This is a genomic window from Streptomyces cavernicola (assembly GCF_029968035.1).
Taxonomy (GTDB): Bacteria; Actinomycetota; Actinomycetes; order Streptomycetales; family Streptomycetaceae; genus Streptomyces; species Streptomyces cavernicola.
In genome coordinates this window covers 201,271-217,742 of sequence record NZ_JASCIQ010000008.1, presented here as the reverse complement: position 1 = coordinate 217,742, position 16,472 = coordinate 201,271, and the positions used below count along the sequence as shown (strand labels likewise).

At 72.4% G+C, this 16,472-nt stretch carries 11 protein-coding genes; 7 read left to right on the top strand and 4 right to left on the bottom strand.

Annotated features, from left to right (window positions below; genetic code table 11):
• Positions 1-89 precede the first annotated feature (89 nt).
• From QIS96_RS10365 to QIS96_RS10340, 6 genes are read left to right on the top strand one after another with little or no spacing between them, the layout of a single operon-like run.
• The gene (locus QIS96_RS10365) at positions 90-1,304 is read left to right on the top strand and encodes an amidohydrolase family protein (RefSeq protein WP_282542172.1); all 1,215 of its coding nucleotides are present in this window, start codon (positions 90-92) and stop codon (positions 1,302-1,304) included.
• Entirely contained in the window at positions 1,301-2,929 is a 1,629-nt protein-coding gene (locus QIS96_RS10360) for an ABC transporter substrate-binding protein (RefSeq protein ID WP_282542171.1), read from the top strand. Before QIS96_RS10365 ends, QIS96_RS10360 begins: the two co-directional genes overlap by 4 nt.
• Entirely contained in the window at positions 2,926-3,855 is a 930-nt protein-coding gene (locus QIS96_RS10355) for an ABC transporter permease (RefSeq protein WP_282542170.1), read from the top strand. The genes QIS96_RS10360 and QIS96_RS10355 overlap by 4 nt, the downstream gene beginning before the upstream one ends.
• Positions 3,852-4,724: an ABC transporter permease gene (locus QIS96_RS10350; protein WP_282542169.1), complete on the top strand. Its 873-nt coding sequence runs from the start codon at positions 3,852-3,854 to the stop codon at positions 4,722-4,724. The genes QIS96_RS10355 and QIS96_RS10350 overlap by 4 nt, the downstream gene beginning before the upstream one ends.
• Positions 4,721-5,701 carry an ABC transporter ATP-binding protein gene (locus QIS96_RS10345; RefSeq protein WP_282542168.1) on the top strand — a complete coding sequence of 327 codons (981 nt, stop codon included), beginning with the start codon at positions 4,721-4,723 and terminating at the stop codon, positions 5,699-5,701. Before QIS96_RS10350 ends, QIS96_RS10345 begins: the two co-directional genes overlap by 4 nt.
• Entirely contained in the window at positions 5,698-6,513 is an 816-nt protein-coding gene (locus QIS96_RS10340) for an ABC transporter ATP-binding protein (protein WP_282542167.1), read from the top strand. The genes QIS96_RS10345 and QIS96_RS10340 overlap by 4 nt, the downstream gene beginning before the upstream one ends.
• A 33-nt stretch (positions 6,514-6,546) precedes the next feature.
• On the opposite strand, the gene QIS96_RS10335 is transcribed toward QIS96_RS10340, so the two are convergent.
• Positions 6,547-7,413, bottom strand: a complete 867-nt coding sequence (locus QIS96_RS10335; protein WP_282542166.1) for a hypothetical protein — start codon at positions 7,411-7,413, stop codon at positions 6,547-6,549.
• Positions 7,414-7,581: 168 nt separating this feature from the next.
• Between QIS96_RS10335 and QIS96_RS10330 the strand changes: the two genes are divergently transcribed.
• Positions 7,582-9,222 carry a serine hydrolase gene (locus QIS96_RS10330; RefSeq protein WP_282542165.1) on the top strand — a complete coding sequence of 547 codons (1,641 nt, stop codon included), beginning with the start codon at positions 7,582-7,584 and terminating at the stop codon, positions 9,220-9,222.
• Positions 9,223-10,399: 1,177 nt separating this feature from the next.
• Here QIS96_RS10330 and QIS96_RS10325 read toward each other — a convergent pair.
• The 3 genes from QIS96_RS10325 to QIS96_RS10315 are packed head-to-tail and all read right to left on the bottom strand — an operon-like array spanning position 10,400 to position 16,369.
• Positions 10,400-13,282 carry an NHLP bacteriocin export ABC transporter permease/ATPase subunit gene (locus tag QIS96_RS10325; protein WP_408907154.1) on the bottom strand — a complete coding sequence of 961 codons (2,883 nt, stop codon included), beginning with the start codon at positions 13,280-13,282 and terminating at the stop codon, positions 10,400-10,402.
• 1 nt (position 13,283) lies between these two features.
• The gene (locus QIS96_RS10320) at positions 13,284-15,566 is read right to left on the bottom strand and encodes an NHLP family bacteriocin export ABC transporter peptidase/permease/ATPase subunit (protein WP_408907153.1); all 2,283 of its coding nucleotides are present in this window, start codon (positions 15,564-15,566) and stop codon (positions 13,284-13,286) included.
• Positions 15,563-16,369 carry an HlyD family efflux transporter periplasmic adaptor subunit gene (locus QIS96_RS10315; RefSeq protein ID WP_282542164.1) on the bottom strand — a complete coding sequence of 269 codons (807 nt, stop codon included), beginning with the start codon at positions 16,367-16,369 and terminating at the stop codon, positions 15,563-15,565. The genes QIS96_RS10320 and QIS96_RS10315 overlap by 4 nt, the downstream gene beginning before the upstream one ends.
• Between the last annotated feature and the right edge of the window lie 103 nt (positions 16,370-16,472).

Here is a 16,472-nt window from a genome sequence, read left to right as displayed (position 1 = left end):
GTCCAACCCCTTCTCTGGTCATCAGAGGACCTGATAACTCTAGCGTCGGTTCTTCTCCTACGAGGGCCGATGAAGGAGTCATTCCGCCCATGACGCATGTCTTGTTCACCGCAATCCGCCTGCCCGGCACGGGAGTTCACGACCTCCTGGTGTCCGAAGGACGGATCGCCGCAGTCGATCCTTCCGCCCTCCCCGAGGGCTGCGTGACCGTCGAAGGCGGCGGCGATCTGGCGCTGCCCGCACCGGTCGACGCCCACATCCACCCCGACAAGACCACATGGGGACAGCCCTGGCTCAGCCGCGAACCCGCGGCCACCCTACGAGACCTGATCGACGGCGAGGTGGCCGCCCGGTCCACCATGACGGCCTCGGTCGAGGAGCGCTCCGGCGCCCTCATGGACCGCGCCGTCACCCGCGGCACCCGGGCGATGCGCGCCCACGTCGACGTCGCGCCGGTCTACGGCCTGGCCAACGTGCACGGCGTACGCGCCGCCGCCGACAAGCGCGCCGACCTGCTCGACGTGCAGATCGTCGCCTTCCCGCAGCTCGGCCTGCTCACCGCGCCCGGCACCGCCGAGCTCATCGAACAGGCCCTGGACGAGGGCGCGGACATCGTCGGCGGCCTCGACCCGGTCGGCGTCGACGGCGACCTGCACGGCCACCTCGACGTCCTGTTCGGCCTCGCCGAGCGGCACGGCGTCCCCATCGACCTGCACCTGCACGACCGGGGCCCCTCCGGCCTCGCGCAGATCGCCGAGATCGCCCGCCGCACCACGGCGCTCGGCATGGCCGGCCGGGTCACCGTCAGCCACGCCTTCTGCCTCGGCGAACTCGAAGGCGTCGAACTCGCCAAGGCCGGCGAGCAGTTGGCCGAGGCCGGCGTCGCGGCGGTGACCTGCGCCCTGGGCGCCGACCCCGTCGTCCCCTTCGGCCCGCTCACCGCGCGCGGCGCCCGCGTCGCAGCGGGCTCCGACGGCATCCGCGACCCGTGGACCCCGTTCGGCGACGGCGACATGATCAACCGCGCCCACCTCCTGGCGTACCGCACCGACGCCCGCACGGACGCCGAACTGGCCGCCTGCTACGACCTGGTGGCGCACGGCGGGGCCGCGCTGCTCGGCCTCGAACGGTCCGGCTTGGACATCGGCGACCCCGCCGACTTCGTCCTGCTGCCCGCCGAGTCCGCGGTGCAGGCCGTCGTGGACCGCCCCCTCCCGAGCCTCGTCGTGCGCGCCGGCCGTGTGGTCGCCCGCGACGGCCGGCTCGTCGACCTCGGACAGCTCTCCGAAAGGGCCTCCAGATGATCCGTGTTCGCCGCACCGTCCCCGCGATCGGCCTCGTCCTCGCCCTCGCCGCCTGCTCGTCCGGCGCTCAGCAGACGGAGGAGAAGGGCAAGGCCCCGGCCGAGCTCGACCTGAAGACCAGCACCCCGGCGGCCGCCAAGGGCCTGGACAAGGTGACCTGGAACCTGCCGTACGAGCCGCAGACGCTCGACCCGATCCGCTCCTTCAACTACGCGGAGAACACGGCACTTTCCAACATGTGCGAGAGCCTGCTCAGGCTCACCCCCGACTTCAAGATCAAGCCGGGGCTCGCCGAGAAGGCCGAGAACCCGAACCCCACCACCTGGGTCTACACGCTCCGCAAGGACGTGAAGTTCTGGAACGGCGACCCGCTCACCGCGAAGGACGTCGAGGCCAGCCTGCGCCGCCACCTCGACCCCGCCCTCGGCACCTGGTGGGGCGACTACTTCCACACCGTGAAGTCCATCGAGGCCACCGGCGATCACCAGGTCACCGTCAAACTCAAGCAGCCGGACGTGCTCTTCAACCAGGCCATGGCCACCGCCGCGGGCGCCGTCGTCCAGGAGAAGTTCCTCGACAAGGCCGGCAAGGGCATCGGCACCCCGTCCGACGGCGTGATGTGCACCGGGCCGTTCGAGTTCAAGGACTGGAAGTCCGGCGACTCGATGACCCTCGTCCGCAACGACTCCTACTGGGACAAGGAGTTGAAGGCCAAGTCCAAGTCCCTCAAGCTGCGGTTCATCGCCGACGAGACCACCGCCGTCAACGCGCTGCGCTCCGGCGAGGTCGACGGGCAGTTCTTCTATCTGCCGCCCGCCGGGCTCGGCCAGCTGAAGAAGTCCACCACCGGCTCCGTCACCCTCGGCCGCTCCCTCACCTTCTGGACCCTGCTCGGCTCCGCCAAGTCCGGTCCGTACGCCGACCCGAAGGTGCGCCGGGCGCTGTCCCTCGCGCTCGACCGGGCGGCGATCTCCAAGGTCGTCTTCCAGGACACCGCGGCACCCCAACGCGCCCTCACCGGCAGCGACTTCTGGGGCTACGAGCGCGACATCTTCGAGAAGGCCCACAAGGCACTCCCGCCGGAGACCCCCGACCAGGCCCAGGCCGAGAAGCTCCTCGCCGAGGCGGGCAAGCCGAGCAAGCCGATCGTCATCGGCATCCAGGGCAGCTCCGCCGTCCACGAGCAGACCGCCAACCTCCTCAAGGCCACCGGCGAAGCCCTCGGCCTGCCCATCGAGATCAAGGTCATCCCGGTCGAGCAGTACGGCAACCTCTACAGCGACCCCAAGGCCCGCAAGGGCGTCGACGCCTTCCTCTCCACCTGGTACGGCAACGTCCCCGACCCGCTCGACGTCTACACCGTCTTCCTCAAGGGCGGCCGCACCAACTTCAGCGACTACCGCGCCGTCGACGCCGACATCAAGAAAGCCCGCGCCGAGGCCGACCCCGCCGCCCGCGCGAAGCTCGTCACCGGCATCCAGTCCAAGGTCACCCGCGACGTCACCTGGATGCCCCTCAACAACCTGCCGGTCATCCTCTACATGAACGACCGCGTCACCGGCGCCGTCCCGTCCTTCCCGTACCTGTACTACCCGTGGGCCTCCGGGCTTGGGGCCGCCCGATGACGTTCCTGCTGCGCCGCCTCGCCGGCCTGGCCGTCGTCCTCGTCGTCGCCTCCTTCCTCGTCTACGGCCTGCTCTACCTCGTGCCCGGCGGCCCGATGGCGTTCCTGCTCGGCAACCGCAGCGGTACCCCCGAGCAGATCGCCGCGATCCGCGAGCAGTACCGGCTCGACGACCCGTTCCTGGTCCGCTACCTGGCCTGGCTCGGGGACGCCCTGCAGGGCGACTTCGGCACCTCGCTCGTCTACCGGCAGGACGTCTCCGCCCTGCTCGGCGCGCGCTCCACGACCACCGCGCTGCTCGTCGCGTACGCCACCGTCGTGATCGTCGCGGTGGGCGTCGCGGCGGGCACCCTGGCCGGGCTGCGGCCCGGCCGGGCGGACGCGGTGATCAGCGCCCTCGCCTCGGCCGCCCTGGCCGTGCCGACCTTCGTCATCGGCGTGCTCCTCGTCATCGTCCTCGCCCTCGGCCTCGGCTGGTTCCCGGTGTTCGGACCGGGAGAGGGCTTCCTCGGCAGGCTCCACCACCTCACCCTCCCGGCGATCACCCTCAGCCTCGGCAGCGCGGCCTTCCTCGCCCGCATCACCCGCGCCTCCGTACGCGAGGAGCTGGGCCGCGAACACGTCGAGACGGCCCGCAGCCGCGGCCTGGCCGAACGGCACGTCGTCCGCCGGCACGTGCTGCGGAACGCCTCCATCCCGGTGGTCACGGTCACCGGACTCACCGTGGCCTCGCTGCTCGCCGGATCGGTCGTGGTGGAGAACGTCTTCGCCCTCGACGGCCTCGGCTCCCTGTTCGTACGGGCCATCCTGCAACGGGACTTCGCGGTCGTGCAGGCCGTCGTCCTCGTCCTCGTCACCGCATTCGTCCTCGTCAACCTGGTCGTCGACCTGTGTTGCAAAGCCCTCGACCCGAGGCTCAGCCGATGACCGCAACCGATGCCCTGAAGGCCCGCCGCACGCTCCGGCTGCCGCGCACGGCCCCCGCCCTGCGCAGGCTCGGCCCGCTCGGCGTGGTCGCGGCGGCCCTGCTCGCCGCGGTCACCCTGACCACCCTCCTCGCCCCGGTCCTCGCCCCGTACGACCCGGACCGGCCCGACCTGTTCAACGCCCTCGCCGGGGCCTCGCCCGAGCACCTCCTCGGCGGGGACGCCCTCGGCCGGGATGTCCTGTCCCGGCTGATGTGGGGCGCCCGCACCACCCTCAGCGGACCGCTCCTGATCATCTTCCTGTCCACCACGATCGGCACCACCCTCGCCATCACGGCGGCCTGGGCGGGCGGCAAGGTCGACGCGGTCGTCTCCCGCCTCCTCGACGTTCTCTTCGCCGTCCCCGGCATCGTCTTCGCCCTCGTCGCCGTGGCCGTCCTCGGCCCCGGCGTCCCCGGCGTCGTCCTCGGCCTGACCATCGCCTACACCCCGTACGTGGCCCGCGTCGTGCGCAGCGCCGCACTGCGCGAACGCCAACTCCCGTACATCGCCGCGGCCTGGGTCCAGGGCCGGTCCGCCGTGGGGATCTGCGTACGGCATCTGCTGCCCAACCTGCGGCCGCTGATCATCGCCCAGTCCGTGTCCGCGCTCGGCTTCGCCGTCATCGACCTGGCGGCGATCTCCTTCCTCGGGCTCGGCGTCCAACCGCCCACCGCCGACTGGGGGTTGATGGTCAAGAGCGGCCTCGACAGCGCCACCCGCGGCCAGCCCCTCGAAGCGCTCGGCGCCGGCCTCCTGATCGCACTCGTCGTCGCCGCGGTGAACGTCCTCGGCGACCGCATCGGCCGACAGGAAGGTGAACTGCGGTGACTCTCCTCGACGTACGGAACCTCGGCGTGGCCGTGCCCGCCGCGCGCGACTGGCGCACGCTCGTCGACGGGGTCGACCTGGCCATCGGCAGCGGCGAGGCCGTCGGCCTGGTCGGCGAGTCCGGCTCGGGCAAGTCCATGACGGCCCGCACGCTGCTCGGCCTGACCCCGCCCGGCGCCCGCGTCACCGGCGACATCGTCTTCGACGGCGACTCGGTGACCGGTATGAGCAGACGTGAACTGCGCGCCCTGCGGGCCCGCCGCGTCGCCATGGTCTTCCAGGACCCGCGCGCCCACATCAACCCGGTGCGCAGCGTCGGCGACTTCCTCACCGAGGCGCTGATCGCCCACCTCGGCCACACGCCCACCGAGGCCCAGGCCCGCGCGACCCGGCTCCTCGCCGACGTCGGCATCCCGGACGGGGCCCGCCGCCTGCGCCAGTACCCGCACGAACTCTCCGGCGGACTGCTGCAACGCGTCATGATCGCCGCCGTGCTCGCCGCCGAACCCGAACTGGTCCTCGCCGACGAGCCCACCACCGCCCTCGACGTCACCACCCAGTCCGAAGTCATGGCGATCCTCGACGAGTTGCGCCGCGAACGCGGCATGGCGATGCTCCTCATCACCCACGACCTGGCCCTCGCCGCCGCCACCTGCGACCGGCTCTCCGTCATGTACGCCGGACGGATCGTGGAGACCCAGGAGTCCACCGCCCTCACGGCCACACCCCGCCACCCGTACACCTCGGGCCTCATGCTGTCCCGCCCGAGCATCGACACCGTCGTCGACCGCCTCCCGGTGATCCCGGGCCGGCCCGTCGCGGCGTACGAGAGCGGCGACGGCTGCGCCTTCGAGCCGCGCTGCGCCCACGCGGAGGCCCACTGCCGGGACCGCAGACCCGCCGTCCAGGACCTGGCCGGGGCGCGCGTCGCCTGCGTACGGGCCGGCGAACTCACCTTGCAGGGGGACACGGCATGACCAGTCTCAAGAAGAGCGCAGGCCCAGACACGGTCATCGAAGCGGCGGGCCTGCGCAAGGAGTTCGGGCCCGCGGTCGCCGTCGACGACGTGTCCCTGACCCTGGAGCGCGGCGCGTCCCTGGCCGTCGTGGGGGAGTCGGGCTCGGGCAAGACCACGCTCGCGCGGATGCTGGTCGGCCTGGAGACCCCCACCGGCGGAACGGTCACCGTCTGCGGCCGGCCGCGCAAGCCCGGACGCGTCTCCTCGGCCGAACGCCGCCGCCGGGCCCGGGAGATGCAGATCGTCTTCCAGGACCCGTACTCCTCGCTCGACAAGCTGCAGCGGATCGGCGCCGTCATCGAGACCAGCCTCGACCTGCACTTCTCACTCACACCCGGCGAACGCCGCAAGCGGGCCCTGGAGTTGCTGGAGGCCGTCGGCCTGAGCGAGCGGCACGCGTCGATGCTGCCGCGGCAGCTCTCCGGCGGGCAGCGGCAGCGCGTCGCCATCGCCCGCGCGATCGCCGTCGAGCCGCAGATCCTCGTCCTCGACGAGGCCGTGGCCGCCCTCGACGTCTCCATCCAGGCGCAGATCCTCAACCTGCTCGCCGACATCCGCGAACGCAGCGGCATCGCCTACGTGTTCATCTCGCACGACCTGGCCGTCGTCCACCAGATCAGCGACTTCGCCCTGGTGATGTCCGGGGGCCGCGTCGTCGAACGGGGCGCGACCCGGGCCCTGTTGAGCGCTCCGCAGGAGGCGTACACGCGGGCGCTGCGGGCGGCCGTGCCACGGCCGGGGTGGAAGCCGGAGCGGAGGCCGGTGGGCTGAGCTCGCTTCATTGACGGGCCCGGTGGGCTGAGGTCACTCCTTCCGGTACGTCGCGAGGGTCTTCGGCGGCTCGACCAGCTCCTGGAGCCGCATCTCCCCGTCCGGCGCCTTCAGGACGTACTTGGAATCGAACTCGGGGGCCGGGCAGTTGACGGTCTTCCGGCCGCGCACGAGCTCGGCCTCGTCGGGCTCGACCGTGTCCTTCCAGATGTTCTGCACGTCCATGCGGACCGTGCAGGCCGTGCCCTTCAGCGTCTCGACCGTCAGGCCGGCGGGACGGTCGGGCCCGGCCTGCCGGAACGTGAGCCGATGGCTGCCGTCCGTGGCCCGCCAGGTCCCGAGGAAGCGCTCGCCGAGCCGCTTGTACGCGGTGTGCTCGGCGCCGAAGCCCCGGCCTGCGCGCCACTTCACCGTTGTGCCGCTGCTCCACGTCTTCGTCGCGAACGTCGCGGAGCGCCCGTCGCCCGCGATCCGGACCCGGTCCCAGCCGTCCCAGTCCTCGGAGACGTGGGTGTCCCACTTCTCGAACTCCCCGGCGCCGACGGCCGCCACGGTCTCCGCGGGCGGTTCGCCGTCCCGGCAGTACGCCGCGAAGTCGGCGCGCACGGCGACCGTGCCGTGGCGTGCGTTCAGGTCGATGCCCGTGCAGGGCTCGGTCCTCGTCGCGTACAGCGTCCTCGGCTCGGACCAGGGCGCGTCGGCCGTGCTCCGGTGCCGCTCGACCAGGCCCGTGCCCTGCCGGTACCGCAGGGAGACCTGGCGTCCGTCGCCCAGCTCGACCACCGCCTCGTCGTCGGTGTCCTTCACGATGCGGGAGGCCTTCTCCTCGCTGTCACACCCGCTGACGCCGATTACGGCCAGGAGCGCCCCGGCGACTCCCCACGGGACTTTGTGCGGCATGAGCTTCCCCCGAACTACGAACTCCGAGCTATGAACTACGAGCTCCGAACTTCTACGACGAGCCCTCAGCGTACGGAAGCGTACGGACGCAAGGAGACTCACCGGGCGTGTCCCCCGAATGGCCCGCCGGGCGGGGCGGGCCCCGGAGCCAGCCCCTTCACTGAAAGCATGTCTCGCCTCGACCAGGCGCCCGCCCGGCGGGCCCGGCGCCTTCGCTCCGCTGCGGCCCTGGGGCTCGCGGTCGCGCTGGCCGGCGCCGGCTGCGCGGGCCCCGACACCGCCGCCGTCCTCCCCAAGGCGGCCGCCCCGACGTCGCCGCTGCCGACCGTCCCGCCGGCCCAGCCGCCGCAGCAGCTCTCCCGCGAGAAGATCGACACGGCGGTGGACAAGCTCGACGGGATCGTCCAGGACGCCATGCGCAGAACCGGGGTGCCGGGCGTCGCCGTCGGCGTGGTCCACGACGACGAGGTGCTGTACATGGAGGGCTTCGGCACCCGGAAGGCGGGCACGAAGAGCAAGATCAGCCCGGACACCGTCTTCCAGCTCGCCTCCGTCTCCAAGCCGGTCGCCTCGACGGTGGTCGCCGCGGCCGTCGGGGACGAGACCGTCGGCTGGGACGACCCGGTCGTCAAGTACACCCCCCGCTTCGCCCTCAAGGACCCCTGGGTCACCGACCACGTCACGCTCGCCGACCTGTTCTCGCACCGCAGCGGCCTGCCCGACCACGCGGGCGACCTCCTGGAGGACCTCGGCTTCGACCGCACGTACATCCTGGAGCATCTGCGGTACGAGCCGCTGGCCCCGTTCCGCGCCAGCTACGCGTACACCAACTTCGGGCTCACGGCCGCCGCCGAGGCCGTCGCGCAGGCCTCCGACACCAGCTGGGAGAAGCTGTCCGCCGACAAGCTGTACGGTCCGCTCGGCATGGACTCCACCAGCTCCTCGTTCGGCGACTACGAGAAGGCCGAGAACAAGGCCGTCGGGCATGTGCGGGAAGGCGACGCCTGGAAGGCCGAGTTCGTGCGGGACGCGGAGGCGCAGAGCCCGGCGGGCGGGGCCAGCTCCACCGTCCGGGACATGACGAAGTTCCTCCGACTCCAGCTCGGCAACGGCAAGTTCGACGGCAAGCAGGTCGTCGAGGCGGAGGCGCTCGACGAGACGCACCTGCCGCACATCGTCTCCGAACCGCCGCACGCCCCGGCGGGCAGGACGGGGTTCTACGGGCTCGGCTGGAACGTCGGCTACGACGACCAGGGGCGGCTCAAGCTCAGCCACTCCGGGGCGTTCGCGCTCGGCGCGGCCACCAACGTCACGATGCTGCCCTCGGAGAACCTCGGCATCGTGATCCTCACCAACGGCATGCCCGTCGGCGTGCCCGAGGCGATCGCCAGCACGTTCCTCGACACGGTGCAGACCGGTGGGCCCACCGTCGACTGGCTGAAGTTCATCGGCCCGCTCCTGGAGCAGGCCGCGGCGGGCGACCGCTCCGAGACGAACTACGCGAAGCCCCCGGCGGACGCGGCGCCCGCCAAGGCCGATGACACGTACACCGGCACGTACGCCAACGACTTCTACGGGCCGATGACGGTGAGCGCGGAGGGGGAGGGGCTGGTCATGCAACTCGGGCCGAAGAAGCTGAAGTTCAGGCTGCGGCACTATGACGGGGACACGTTCAGTTACCGCACGGTGGGCGAGAACGCGGTCGGCCTGTCCGGAGTGACGTTCACGGTCGACTCCTCGGGCCGTGCGGACAAGGTCCGCGTGGAAAGCCTCGACCACAACAAACTGGGCACGTTCACAAGGCAGTAGCCCCAGCACCCCCGGGACCCCCTGGGGCGCAGCCCCAGGCCCCCACCCGAGCTGCGCCCGTCATCCCCGCCACGGCTCCCGCCTCGAACCCCACCACGGGGCTCCCGCCCCGGCCCGCCCCCCGGGCTCCGCCCCGGACCCGCCCCCCGGGCTCCCGCCCCGGCCCGCCCCCCGGGCTCCGCCCCGGACCCGCCCCCCGGCTGCCGTCCCGGACCCGACCACGGGGCTCCGCCCCGGACCCGCCCCCCGGGCTCCGCCCCGGACCCGCCCCCCGGCTGCCGTCCCGGACCCGACCACGGGGCTCCGCCCCGGACCCCGTTCCGGATCCCCTACCCGCCCCTTCCCGAAAGCTTGCAGCGGCTTCGGGGGCCAGCCCCCGGACCCCCGCTCCTCAATCGCCGGAGGGGCTGAATGTGGGCGGCGCCCTACAGGGGCGCGGGGAACTGCGCGACCAGCCACGACGGCGCGGCAGCCGCACAACAACCGGGGATCCGAGGCGAAGCCCGCGGGCCGGAAGGGGCGGGGTGGCACCTCCGAAGCGGTGGCCGGGGAGGCAAAGCCTCGGAGCTGACCGCAGGTCTTTCGGGAAGGGGCGGGGTGGGGAAAAGGAAGGCCCCTCCAGCGGCCGAGGAGGAACGGAGCCGGGGCGGAGCCCGGAGGCGACCGGGCCCCCGGGCAGTGAGCGAGGTGGCAGTCCCGAACCGAGGGCCGGTGAGGAGGTGCGCCGTCGGGGGTTACGGCATGAGGGGGCTGGGCGGAGCGCCGAAGTGAGGTCCCAGGGGTGGGAGCCCTGGGCAGGGAACGGGGTGGCACCCCCGAAGCGGTGGCCGGGGAGGCGGAGCCTCGGAGCTGACCGCAGGTCTTTCGGGAAGGGGCGGGGTGGGGAAAAGAACCCAGGGGCAGCAGCTCCGAACCGGGGCGGGGCGGAGCGCCGAAGCGAGGTTGCAGGGGTGGCAGCCCCGGGCGGTGGGCGAGGTGGCAGCTCCGAACCGGGGGACGCGGCGAAGCGCCGAAGCGAGGTTCCAGGGGTGGCAGCCCCGCGCCGGGGACGGGGTGGAGCCCCGGAGGCGCGAGGTCCCAGGGGCGGCAGCTCCGAACCGGGGGACGGGGCGGGGCCCCGGAGGCGATCCCGGTGCTCAGGAAAGGGCCAGGTGGGGGGGAACAGCCCCGGTCAGGGCTACTGCATCTGGCGCCGCACCAACTCATGCAACCGCCCACCCGTATCCGCCAACAACTCCGCAGGCGCCCCCTGTTGGACGACCCGGCCCTCGGACATGACGATGACCCGGTCCGCGCCCAGCACCGTGGACAGCCGGTGCGCGATCACGACTCGTGTCGCGTTCAGGGTGCGTGTGCTGTCCATGACCGTGCGCTGCGTCTCGTTGTCCAGGGCGCTCGTCGCCTCGTCGAAGAAGAGGACGCGAGGCCGGCGGATCAGCGCCTGGGCGATCATCAAACGCTGCCGCTGGCCGCCGGAGATCGCCCCGCCGCCGGAGATCATCGTGTGCAGCCCCATCGGCATGCGCTTGATGTCCTCCGCGAGCCCCGCCATCGCCGCCGCCTCCCACGCCTCCTCCTGCGTGAACGACTCGGCGCCGCAGATGCAGTCGAGGATCGAGCCGGTGAGCGGCTGCGCGTTCTGCAGCACCACACCGCACTGTCGGCGCACCGCGGCCTGGTCCAGGGCCGCGAGGTCCTGGCCGTCGTACAGGACGCTGCCCGAGACCGGTTGGTCGAAGCCGATGAGGAGGCGGAGGAGCGTCGACTTGCCGCAGCCGCTGGGGCCGACGACGGCCACGAACTCGCCGGGGCGGATGGAGAGGGACACCTCGTCGAGGACCAGCGGGCCGTCGTCGGTGTAGCGGAAGGACAGGCCGCGCGCCTCGATCTCGCCCTGCAGCTCGCCGGGTTGGGTGGAGCCGGTGCGCACCTCGGGTGTCTCGTCGAGTACGGGCTTGATCTGCTCGAACATCGGCAGGACGGCCGCAGCCGAGATGAGCGCGCCGGTGAGCTGGGTGACGGAGGTCAGGAGCATCGTCACCGAGGTGCTGAAGGTAAGGAACTCGCCCGCGGTGAGGGTGCCGCTGGCCGGGCCCGCGAGCAGCATGAACATGATGAGCGTGCAGAGCGGGAGATAGACCGAGTTCAGGACCGTCGTGACGTTCTTGATGCGGCCGGCCTTCTGCTGCAGCTCCCGGCTGCGGGCGAACTCGCCCGCCCACGCCGCGTACGCGAAGCTCTCCGCCCCGGCGACGCGCAGCTTGGGCAGTCCGCGCAGGGTCTGGAAGGCCTGGTTGTTCAGCTTGTTGGCGAGCTCCACCAGGCGTCGCTGCCAGCGCAGTTCCCACAGGCCGAGCGCGAGGAACACGGCCGCGATGACCACCAGCATCCCCATCGCGGCCAGGGCGAGCGGAACGCTGAAGAGCAGGAGCAGTACGACGTTCATCGCGCCGATCGTCGTGGACTGCAGCGCGACCGGGCCGATGCCCGAAAGGACCCGGCGGATCGCGCTGACGCCCATCGCGGCGCTGGCCAGCTCGCCCGTGGAGCGGGCGGCGAAGAAGCGCGTGGGCAGCCTCAACAGGCGGTCCCAGACGGCGGGTTGGAGCGCGCTCTCCATCCGGCCCTCCATCCGCAGGACGGTGAGGTTCTGCAGCAGCATGAACGCCGCCGCGACGATGCTGCTGATCATGACGGCCAGGGACACCTGGACGATCAGGCTCTTCTCGCCGTTCGGCACGAACACACCGAGCACCTGCCCGGTCGCGATCGGCACGAGCGCCCCGATGAGCACGGTCACGAGGGAGGCGAGCCCGAGGTTGCGCAGGTCGTCGCCGCTGCCGCGGAGTGCGAACCGGGCGAGCTGCCAGGGGCTCAACGCCCGGTCCGGCAGCGGCCGGTAGAACATCACGCCGCGCGGCTCGAACTCGTCGGCGTTGGACTTGTCGACGCGGGTGCGCCGCCCGGACGTGGGGTGCACGGACTCGTAGCCGCCGCGCCGCCACAGCAGCGCGACGGGTGTGCCGCTGGCGGCCTTGTGTCCCACCAGGGGGCCCGCGTTCTCGCGCCACCACCGGCCGTCGAGCCGCACCGCGCGGGTGCGGATCTGCGAGGACACGGCGATCTGCTCGACGGGGTCGATCCGCTCGCTGACCGCGCCCTCAAGCGCGTCGGCCAGCTCGATGCCCGAGGCCTCGGCGACGAGGCGGCACGCGGCGTACGTGGCGTCGTGCCCGGCGCCGGACTCCGTACGGCGTGAACTGCGCCTGCCCGAGCGGCCGATGGAGGCGATCAGGGTGCGGTCGGCCTGCTCGCGGACGTTCTCGCCGGCCTTGATGCCGGCGGCCGCACGGTCCTCGTGGGCCCGCTCCAGGAGTTCGATCCAGCGGTCCAGGGCGGAGAGCAGCCGCCACTGCTGGTTGACCATCCGCTGCCACATGTCCGGGTCGACCAGGAGGTCGCCCGCGGCGTCCGCGTGGTAGGCGGAGCCGTACTGGACGCTGCCCGGCAGGACCGGCATCCACACGATCTCGTCGTCGGCCACCACCTCGTCGCCCATGGTGCGGCTGTTGAGCGGCGCCTCGAAGAGCACCCGGTGGCCGCGCCCGATGCCCAGCGCGAAGGCGTGCTCCAGGAGGCTGAGGGCCTGGTCCTGGGTGTCGTACTGACTGGCGTACTGGGCGGCGTACTGCTGCTCGTACGCCCAGGCCTCGCCGTGGTCCGCGCGGTACAGCTCGCGCAGCGGGATGCGGCGCAGCGCGCACCCGGCGAGGGGGCGGCCGACCAGGGTGTGCTGCGGGCCCTCGACCGGGCCGAGCAGCAGCGTGCCCGGTTCGAGGCGGCCGAGGTAGTGCCAGTGGCCCTGCTGCACCGCGTCGACGGCGAACAGGTCGAGCGCCCCGGACTCCACGAGCCACAGCACCTGCGGGCCTTCCAGGTGCACGCTGCGCAGGCCCGTGCAGTCGACGTGGGTGCCGAGCGCGCCGAAGGCGGCGGCCACCGGGTCGGCCGTGCCGTCCGCGCCGTTGGAGTACGCGTGCTGTTCCGCCGGAGTCGTCACCTCAGTGCTCCTTGACCAGGTCGGCGTAGGCGCCGCCCGCGGCGACCAGCTGCTCGTGCCGGCCGCGCTCCACGATCTGCCCGTGGTCGAGCACCACGATCTCGTCGCTGTCGCGGACCGTGCTCAGCCGGTGGGCGATGACGACGCAGGCGCAGCCGCGGCGGCGGAGATTGTCGATGACGGTCTGCTCGGTCTCGGCGTCCAGGGCGCTGGTCACCTCGTCGAGTACGAGGATGCTCGGGCGGCGCACCAGGGCCCGCGCGATCTCCAGGCGCTGCCGCTGCCCGCCGGAGAAGTTCCGGCCGTCCTGCTCGACCCGGCCGTGGATGCCGCCAGGCCTGCGCGCCACGATCTCGTACAGGCAGGCGTCCTTGAGGGCGGCGACCACGGCGTCGTCGGGGATGGACGGGTCCCACAGGGCCACGTTGTCGCGGACCGTGCCCTCGAAGAGGAACACGTCCTGGTCGACGAAGGAGACGGAGGCCGAGAGCGCGCCGCGCGGGATGTCCTCCAGGCGCTGCCCGTCGATGCGGATCGTGCCCTCCCACGGGGCGTACAGGCCCGATATCAGCCGGGAGACCGTCGACTTGCCGCTGCCCGAGCCGCCGACGAGCGCCACCTGCTGGCCGGGTCCGACCGTGAGCGAGAAGCCGGTCAACAGCGGCTTGTCGAGCGGGGAGTAGCCGAAGGTGATGTCCTCGAGCGCGACATGGCCCTTGAGGCGGCGCGTGCTGGCGGCCGGTTCGGGGCGCGAGTAGACCGCGTCCACGGGGAAGTTCTCGACGTCCTTTAGGCGGGCCACGTCCGCGGCGAAGTCCTGGATGCGGCCCGCGACGCCGTTGAGCCGGGTGATCGGCGCGGTGAAGCGGGTCACGAGCGCCTGGAACGCGACGAGCAGACCGATCGACAGATGCCCCTCGACCGCGCGCAGACCGCCGATCCACAGGATCAGCGCGCTGTTGAGGGCCGCGAGCGTCGGCGCGACGACCCCGAGCCACGCGCTCGGCACCCCGAGCCGCTGCTGCTCCTCCAGGGTGGTGGCGTGCTGCCCGGCCCACCGCCGGAAGTAGCCGTTCTCGCCGCCGGTGGCCTTCATCGTCTCGATCAACTGCAGGCCGGTGTACGAGGTGTTGGTGAGCTTCGCGGAGTCGGCGCGGAGCTTCTGGGTGCCCGTGGCCCGCATCCGGATGACGATGCGCATCGCCACGATGTTGAGCAGCGCGATGCCGACGCCGACGAGGGTGAGCTGCGGGTCGTACGTCCACAGCAGGGCCGCGTAGAGGAGGACCACGATGCCGTCGACCGCGGTGGCCGTGAGGTCGCGGGCCAGGGTCTCGGCGACCGCGTCGTTGGAGGCCAGGCGCTGCACCAGGTCGGCGGGGCTGCGCTGGGCGTAGAACGTGACGGGCAGCCGTAGCAGATGGCGCAGGAAGCGGGCGCTGCCGAGGGTGGAGGAGATGATGCGGCCGCGCAGCAGGTTGGCCTGTTGCAGCCAGGTGAGGACCACGGTGAGCGCCACCATCGCGCCCATCGACGCGAACAGCGCGCCCAGCAAGGAGGTTTGATGCTCGATCAGGAACAGGTCGATGTACGTGCGGCTGAGCGCGGGCAGGGCCGCGCCGACCGCGACGAGCAGCAGGCTGGCGAGGAGCGCGGCGAGCATCGTGCCGGTGGTGCCGCGCAGGCGTGCGGGCAGCGCCTTCATGACGCCGGGCCTGCGGCCGCCGGGCCGGAAGTCCGGGCCGGGGGAGAGGACCAGGGCGACGCCGGTGAAGCTGGTGTCGAAGTCCTCCGCGGGCACGAAGCGGCGGCCCTTATCCGGGTCGTTGATGTAGACGCCGCGGCGGCCGAGGCGGCGGCCCGTGCCGTCGTACACGACGTAGTGGTTGAACTCCCAGAAGAGGATCGCGGGCGCCTCGACCTCGGCGAGCGCGGCCGGCTCCATCTGCATGCCCTTGGCGGTCAGGCCGTAACTGCGGGCCGCCTTCAGGACGTTGCTGGCGCGCGAGCCGTCGCGGGAGACGCCGCAGGCGATGCGGAGCTCTTCGAGCGGGACGTGCCGCCCGTGGTGGGCGAGGACCATCGCGAGGGCGGCGGCCCCGCACTCCACCGCCTCCATCTGCAGGATGGTGGGGGTGCGGACCGTCTTCTGCCGCTTGCCCTTCGGCGGGGGCGGGGCCGCGCGGCGGCGGCCGCCCTTGGGCGGTTCGGGGCGGTGCCTGCGCCGGCCGCCGGGGGGCGGCAGTTGCTGCTGATGCTCCGGGGAGGGGTGCGGTGCGGTCACGGAAGCAGCCAATCGATCGGGCGCTGCTCGGCGAGGTGCAGGGCGCCGGTGGCCGGGGTCATGGAGTCGAGCGCGAACGGTGGCCCGTCGGCCTTTGACCAGGCGTAACCGGACTTGGACCGGGGCGACTTGTCGAGGCGGACGAGGACGGCCACGGGCGGCCCGCCCTTGGTGAACTGCCCGGCGAGCTCCTTGTCGCCGAGGAACCCGGCGATCTTCTGCAGGCTCTGCGCCGAGCGTCCGACGGCCTGGACGCGGCCGCGCAGCGTCCCGTACTCCTCGGTGGGCACGGACGGGACGGTCAGGTCGACGGAGGCGCCGGCGGGGACGGTGGCCGCGCTCTCGGCGGGTACGTAGAGCGTGGCGAGGAGCGGGTCGTCGGCGCCGGCCACGCGCTCCAGGGTCGCGACGTCCGCGCCGGTGGTGACGACGGTGCCGATGCGGGCGACGAGCGTGTTGACCCGGCCGGCGGCGATCGCGCGGACCACCCTGTCGCCTTGCTGCGTACGGACGTTGAGCACGGGAGCGCCCGCGGTGAGGCGTTGGCCCTCCTCGGCGAGGACGCGGGTGACCTGGCCGGTGACGGGGCTCTGCAGGACGTAGCTGCCCTGGCCGTGCGTGAGGATGCCGGGGGCGCGAAGTGTGGAGGGGACCGTGCCGGTGACGGCCCAGACGCTCGCGGCGGCCATCACGACGAGGGTGACGGCGAGGACGAGCAGGCCCTGGGGACGGGCGTAGCGCACCGGTACGTCGAGTTCCTCGGGCGACTGCAGCTTGGACAGGGCCTGTTGGCGGAACTGCACGGGACGCTTTCCTTACTGTGCCGGTGGCGGGTCCGGTCGGGACGGCACCGGTCGTGACGGTGCCGGGGTTCGGGGCTGCCGCCACTGTGCCATGGGCCGGTCC